Annotated in this window: 4 protein-coding genes; 2 read left to right on the forward strand and 2 right to left on the reverse strand. The window is 71.1% G+C overall.

Features of this window, described 5'->3' with window-relative positions:
* A partial coding sequence (locus D7X74_RS38690) for an NAD(P)/FAD-dependent oxidoreductase (protein WP_147446840.1) occupies positions 1-1,338 on the forward strand: 1,338 nt, incomplete at its 5' end.
* A 13-nt stretch (positions 1,339-1,351) separates the two neighbouring features.
* Here the strand turns inward: D7X74_RS38690 and D7X74_RS38695 are convergent.
* Positions 1,352-2,008: an HAD family hydrolase gene (locus D7X74_RS38695; protein WP_370450858.1), complete on the reverse strand. Its 657-nt coding sequence runs from the start codon at positions 2,006-2,008 to the stop codon at positions 1,352-1,354.
* Between the two features lie 146 nt (positions 2,009-2,154).
* On the opposite strand from D7X74_RS38695, the gene D7X74_RS38700 reads away from it, so the two are divergent.
* Positions 2,155-3,864 carry an amidohydrolase gene (locus tag D7X74_RS38700; RefSeq protein WP_120537971.1) on the forward strand — a complete coding sequence of 570 codons (1,710 nt, stop codon included), beginning with the start codon at positions 2,155-2,157 and terminating at the stop codon, positions 3,862-3,864.
* 27 nt (positions 3,865-3,891) lie between these two features.
* Here D7X74_RS38700 and D7X74_RS38705 read toward each other — a convergent pair whose 3' ends face one another.
* Positions 3,892-5,904: a hypothetical protein gene (locus tag D7X74_RS38705; protein WP_120537972.1), complete on the reverse strand. Its 2,013-nt coding sequence runs from the start codon at positions 5,902-5,904 to the stop codon at positions 3,892-3,894.
* Between the last annotated feature and the right edge of the window lie 74 nt (positions 5,905-5,978).

Consider the following 5,978-nt stretch of genomic DNA (forward strand, 5'->3'; position numbering starts at 1 on the left):
ATCCTGGGGGGCGGCTTCGCGGGCGTGTACGCGGCGCTGCACCTGGAGCGGCGGTTGGGGCGGCGGGACGACGTGGAGGTCACCATCGTCAGCCGCGACAACTTCTTCCTCTTCACGCCCATGCTCCACGAGGTGGCCGCGAGCGACCTGAACGCGAGCGCCATCGTCATCTCGCTGCGCAAGCTGTTGCCGCACCTGTCGTTCGTGGAGGGTGACCTCACCGGCCTGGACCTGCACGCGAAGACGGCCACGGTGGCGCACGGTGGGCTGGACGGCCACAGCCACACGCTGACGTACGACTACGTGGTGCTGGCCATGGGCTCGGAGACGAACTTCTTCGGCAAGCCGGGCCCGCGCGACCACACGCTGACGATGAAGACGCTGGGCGACGCGATGCTCCTGCGCAACTGCCTCATCGACCGGTTGGAGGAAGCGGACGCGGACTGCATGACGATGGGGAGCAACCACGTCGTCACCTTCGTGGTGGTGGGCGGCGGCTTCGCGGGCGTGGAGACCGCGGGCGCCATCAACGACTTCATCCACGGCGCCCTGCCCTTCTATCCGAACATCCAGCACGCCAATGTGCGCGTGATGCTGGTGCACGGGGGCAAGGAGGTGCTGCCGGAGCTGGGCCAGGACCTGGGCGCATACACGCGCAAGAAGCTCATCGAGCACGGCGTGGAGGTACGCACCGGCATCCACGTGCAGGACGTGACGGAGGCCGGCGTGGTGCTGCCGGGTGGCACGCTGGTGCCCACCAAGACGGTGGTGTGGGCCGCGGGCGTCACGCCTCCGTCCCTCTTGCAATCCCTGCCGTGCGAGAAGGAGCGCGGGCGCCTGAAGGTGAACGCGCGCATGGAGGTGCCGGGCTTCCCGGGCGTGTGGGCGCTGGGGGATTGCGCGTCGGTGCCGGACCTCACGAACGGGGGCAGGCCCTGCCCGCCCACCGCGCAGCACGCGCTGCGACAGGGCGTGGTGGTGGCGCGCAACGTGTGCTCGGCGTTGAAGGGACGGCCGGGCAAGGCGTTCCGCTACAAGATGCTGGGGCAGCTCGCGGCGATTGGCCGGCGCGCGGGCGTGGCGCGCATCCTGGGGCTGAAGTTCTCCGGCACCTTCGCGTGGTTCCTGTGGCGCAGCATCTACCTGGCGAAGCTGCCCCGGCTGGAGACGAAGGTGCGCGTGGCGATGGGCTGGGCGCTGGACCTGCTCTTCCGCAAGGACGTGGTGCAGCTCATCGGTCCCCGGGAGTTGGATCAGCTCACGCTTCCGGCGTTCCCGCTGTCCAGCCGTCAGCAGGTGCGGCACCTGCAAGCGCTCCAGCCCCAGGCGCGGCACTGAAGTCCGCGCACGCTCAGGACAGCGGCGGCAAGTGCGAGAGCAGCCGCTCCAGGTCGGGCTGGAGTTCGTCCGGCGTGGCGGTGGCCAGCTCCTCCGGGGAGTGGGTGCCCCACGTGACGGCGTAGGTGCGCAGGCCCGCGGCCCGGCCCGCGCGCAGGTCCAGCGTGGTGTCGCCCACCATCCACAGTCCTTCTGTCCCCAGCGCCGCGAGCGCGCGGTGGAGCACGTCCGGCGCGGGCTTGTGCGGAAAGCCATCCGTGCCCTGCACGTGGTGCAGCAGCCCCTCCATCCCCAGGGCCTCCACGAAGCGCCGCGCCATGTCGCTGCGCTTGGTGGTGGCGACGGCCAGCAGGTAGCCGCGCTCGCGCAGGGTCCGCAGCACCTGCACAACGCCGGGGAAGGGCCGCGAGTGGTTGAGGAAGTTGAGCGGGTAGTGTTCGCGGTAGGCCGCGCAGAGGCCCGTGACGTGCTCGGGCGCGAACTGCGTGTACATCACGTCCAGCGGCTGGCCGATGAGGGCTCGCACCTCCGCGATGGAAGGCACCGGCAGGCCCAGGTGCGTGAAGCCGTGGAGGAAGCTGCCGATGATGTCCGGCAGCGAATCCACCAGCGTGCCGTCGAGGTCGAAGAGGATGCCACGGGGGCCAGCAGTGCTCACGCGCCGCTGCATACGCCCTCCGGCGCTCCAGTGCACGCGTCCCGTTGGGCTCGGGGCTCGCGCGGACGACTGGCCGCCGCACCGCTCGTACGGCAGAGTGCCGCGCGCGATGCCCCGGGTCCGATGCCCGGGGCGGACTGCCAAGGGCGGGTGCTCGGATGATGCGAGGACGTTTCGGTCGGACCCTGGGAGCGCTGCTCCTGCTCGTGGGCGCGGCGGCGGGCTGCTCCCGCCGCGTGCCGGAAGCGACACCCGCGCAAGAGGCCGTCTCCGGCGCGCCCACGGTGTACGTGGCGAAGCGGATCCGCACGCTGGATGCGGCGCGCCCGGTGGCACAGGCGCTCGCGGTGCGGGACGGTCAGGTGCTCGCGGTGGGCAGCCGCGAAGAGGTGCTCGCGGCGGCGGGGCCCGCGGCGCGCGTGGTGGAGCTGGGGGATGCCACGGTGGTGCCGGGGCTCACGGATTCACACGGGCACCTGGCGGGGCTCGCGGGGGCGCTGGTGCGCGTGCGGCTGGAGGGCACCGCGTCGCGGGACGAAATCCGCGCACGGCTGTCCCAGGCTCCGGCCTCCGCGTTCCAGGGCGAGTGGCTGCTGGGCTGGGGCTGGGACCAGAACGACTGGCCGGAGAAGGTCTTCCCCACGCACGCGGACCTGGACGCGGCCTTCCCCAAGACGCCCGTGGTGCTGGGGCGCGTGGACGGTCACGCGCTGTGGCTCAACGGTGAAGCGCTGCGCCGCGCGCGCATCGACAGGAACACGAAGGATCCGCAGGGCGGCCGCATCCTTCGGGGCCCGGATGGCGAGCCCACCGGCGTGCTGGTGGACAACGCCATGGACCTGGCGGACGCGGCGCTGCCCGCGCCCACCGACGCCCAGCGCGAGGCGCGGCTCACCGCGGCGCTGGAGCACTGCGCGCGCGTGGGGCTCACCGGCGTGCATGACGCGGGCATGGACCTGAAGACCTTCCGGCTGCTCCAGCAGTGGGACAAGGAAGGCCGCCTGCCCCTGCGCATCTACGCCATGGCGGATGGACAGACGGCGGACCGCGAGCAGTACCTGAAGGACGGCCCCTTCCAGGGCAAGCTCCTGACGATGCGCGCGGTGAAGCTCACCCTGGACGGAGCGCTGGGCAGCCGGGGCGCGGCGCTGACCGCGCCCTACAGCGACGAGCCCGCCCACCAGGGCCTGCTGCTGCTGTCTCCGGAGGAGTACGCCGCGCGCGTGCACGCCTTCGTGGGACGCGGCTTCCAGGTGGCCACGCATGCGATTGGCGACCGCGCCAACACGCTGGTGCTGGACACGCTCCTCAAGGAGATGGAGGCCACGGGGAACAAGGAGGGTCGCCACCGCGTGGAGCACGCGCAGATCATGCGCCCGGAGGACATCACCCGGCTGGGCGCGAACGGCTTCGTCGCGAGCATCCAGCCCACGCACGCCACCAGCGACATGCCGTGGGCCCAGGCCCGCGTGGGCCCGGAGCGCATCCAGGGCGCCTATGCGTGGCAGAAGCTGAAGGCCGCGGGCGCGGTGCTGGCGCTGGGCAGCGACTTCCCGGTGGAGCGACCGGACGTGCTCGCGGGGCTGTACGCGGCGCGCACGCGGCAGGATGCCAGCGGGCAGCCGCCGGGCGGATGGCAGCCGGATCAGCGCCTGAGTGGGGAGGAGGCGTTGGAGGGCTTCACGGTGGGCGCGGCCTACGCGTCGTTCGCGGAAGACAAGCGCGGCCGGCTGAAGCCGGGCCAGGACGCGGACTTCGTGGTGCTGTCGGTGGATCCGGTGGACGCGCCCGCGCCGGACCTGCTCACCGCGCAGGTGCGCCTGACGGTGGTGGCGGGCCGCGAGGTGTTCCGCGCGGCCACGCCGTAGCCGGCACGTCCCTGCCGGGGCGGAGGTCTACAACTCCGCCTCGTAGCTGAGCGACTGGATGCGCTTGTTGACGTCCTCCTGGAGGCGGACGCGCTCCTTCTCGATGCGCTCCAGTTCGCCGCCGATGGCCTCCAGCCGGTCCTCCTGCGCGTTGAGCTTGGTGACGAAGCGCTCCACCAGCTCGCGCTGCGACGCACCGCTCTGGAGCGAGTCGATGTTGGAGCGGATCCGCTCCTGGTCGTTGAAGAGCTGGGTGCGCTCCTCGGACAGGCGCTGGGTGTCCCGGGTGAACCAGGCCAGCTTCTCACGCAGCGCCACCACGTCGCGCAGCACCTGGGCGACGCGCGCGTCGATGAAGCGCGCATCGAGGAAGTACGCCACCTGGACCAGCTCCAGGCTGCCGATGTGGTACTGGCGCTGGCCCTTGGTGCGCTCGGTGACGGTGAGCGTGTCGGAGGCGCCCGGGGCCAGCTCGCGCTTGAAGCGCCAGAAGCCGTCGGTGGTCTCCGCGGGGGCATCCGTGTCCTTCAGGTCCCAGCCGGTGCGCGGGTGCTCCACGTAGAGCGTCTGGGCGCGCTTCGCCTTGTTGCGCACCAGGTACTTCGTGCGGCGCTGGTGGAAGAACTCCGTCACCAGGGTGCCGTGGCTCAACTGGGCGCGGAACACCGGGCCGTCCTCCTGGTTGTCGTCCACGGACACGGAGCAGGACAGCTCCACGGCGTAGGGCACGAAGCGCACATCGTCGGGCTTGAGGGTGTCGAGCATCGCCTCGCCCACGTAGGTCTCGTCCTCGGTGACGGTGACGGGGCCGCCCTCCAGCGTGAGGCCGGTGGTGTTCTTGAACTCGATGCACGTCATCGGGTTCTTCTCGCGCGTGGCGCGGTTGTAGAGCAGCACGCGGCGGCCCTCGAACGGGCGGTGCAGGATGGGGACGAGCGCGCTCTGGTTGCGGTGCACCGTCACGGGGCGGTCCACGCCGTACTCGAAGAGGTCGCCCACCTCCTTGGTCACGGTCTTCACGACGGTGCTCTGCTCCAGCCGCTCGCGCATCCCGCCCCGGCCTCCACCTCCGATGCTCCTGCTGCGCATGACGGGGGCCGGCGCGGGGGCGGCCATGGGCATGAAGCTGGCGCTGGGAGCAGCCCCGCTGCTGCCGTAGGCGCCTTCGTCGGAGACCTCCGCTTCGGCGTCGTATGACTCGGAGCGGGCCTCCTCGGGAATCACGGGCGCGATGCCGACCTCCGAGCGCACCTCCACGATGGGGCGGCGCTGGTAGCGGGGGTTGTAGAGGTCGTGGACGAAGGACACGGGGAGGCCCGCGATGAGCGACAGCTCCACGTCCACCCAGTCCTCGTCGCCGGTGTTGTCCACGAGCGCCCAGCCCTGGAGCAGCGGCGGCTGCGCTTCATCCAGGAGGATGCGGTAGCTGGTCTTCCACACGGGGGACTCCAGCACGTAGCTGACGAACAGCTCGCGGGTGCCCTCTCCGGCGGTGAGGATGGACAGGCGCTTGGAGTCCTTCTTGTACGAGGACATGACGGTGGCCAGGTAGAACTCCAGGTCCTTGCGCACGGCCTCGTCGAGGAACTCCAGCTCGCTGATCTCCAGCACGTCGATGGTGCGCAGGGAGGCGCCGACGAGCAGCGTGAGGAAGGGGCGGATGACGCTCGCCTCGCCCTGGACGACGGGGAGGGACTCCAGGCCGACGATGGCGCCCTCCACCTGTCCGCCGCCGATGCGGGCACGGACGCGGGCGCCCTTCACCTGACCGAGCAGCGCGGTGAGGCTGCCGTGTTCGGGGATGCGGATGGTGGCTTCGGAGAGGAGCTGCTCCAGGGGCTTGGTGGAGTCGTAGCTCACGGCGGAGACGGAGCCGCCGGACAGGTCCAGCACGGTCATGGACTTGAGCACGTCGTTCATGTCGCGCGCCTTGAAGTCCAGGTGCGCGGTCTCGCTGTCCGTCACCTTGCCCCGGCGCTCGAAGTAGCCGACGCCGTGCTTGTAGAGGACGACTCGGCGGATGGACAGGGGCGTGGGCATGCGCGGGGCTCCGGAGGCGGAAGATGGACCTGACGGAGGTCTAGCAGTGCCGGGGTGGGGGCTTCCACTGGGAG

The sequence above is a fragment of the Corallococcus sp. CA047B genome, assembly GCF_003612065.1.
GTDB classification, from domain to species: domain Bacteria; phylum Myxococcota; class Myxococcia; order Myxococcales; family Myxococcaceae; genus Corallococcus; species Corallococcus praedator.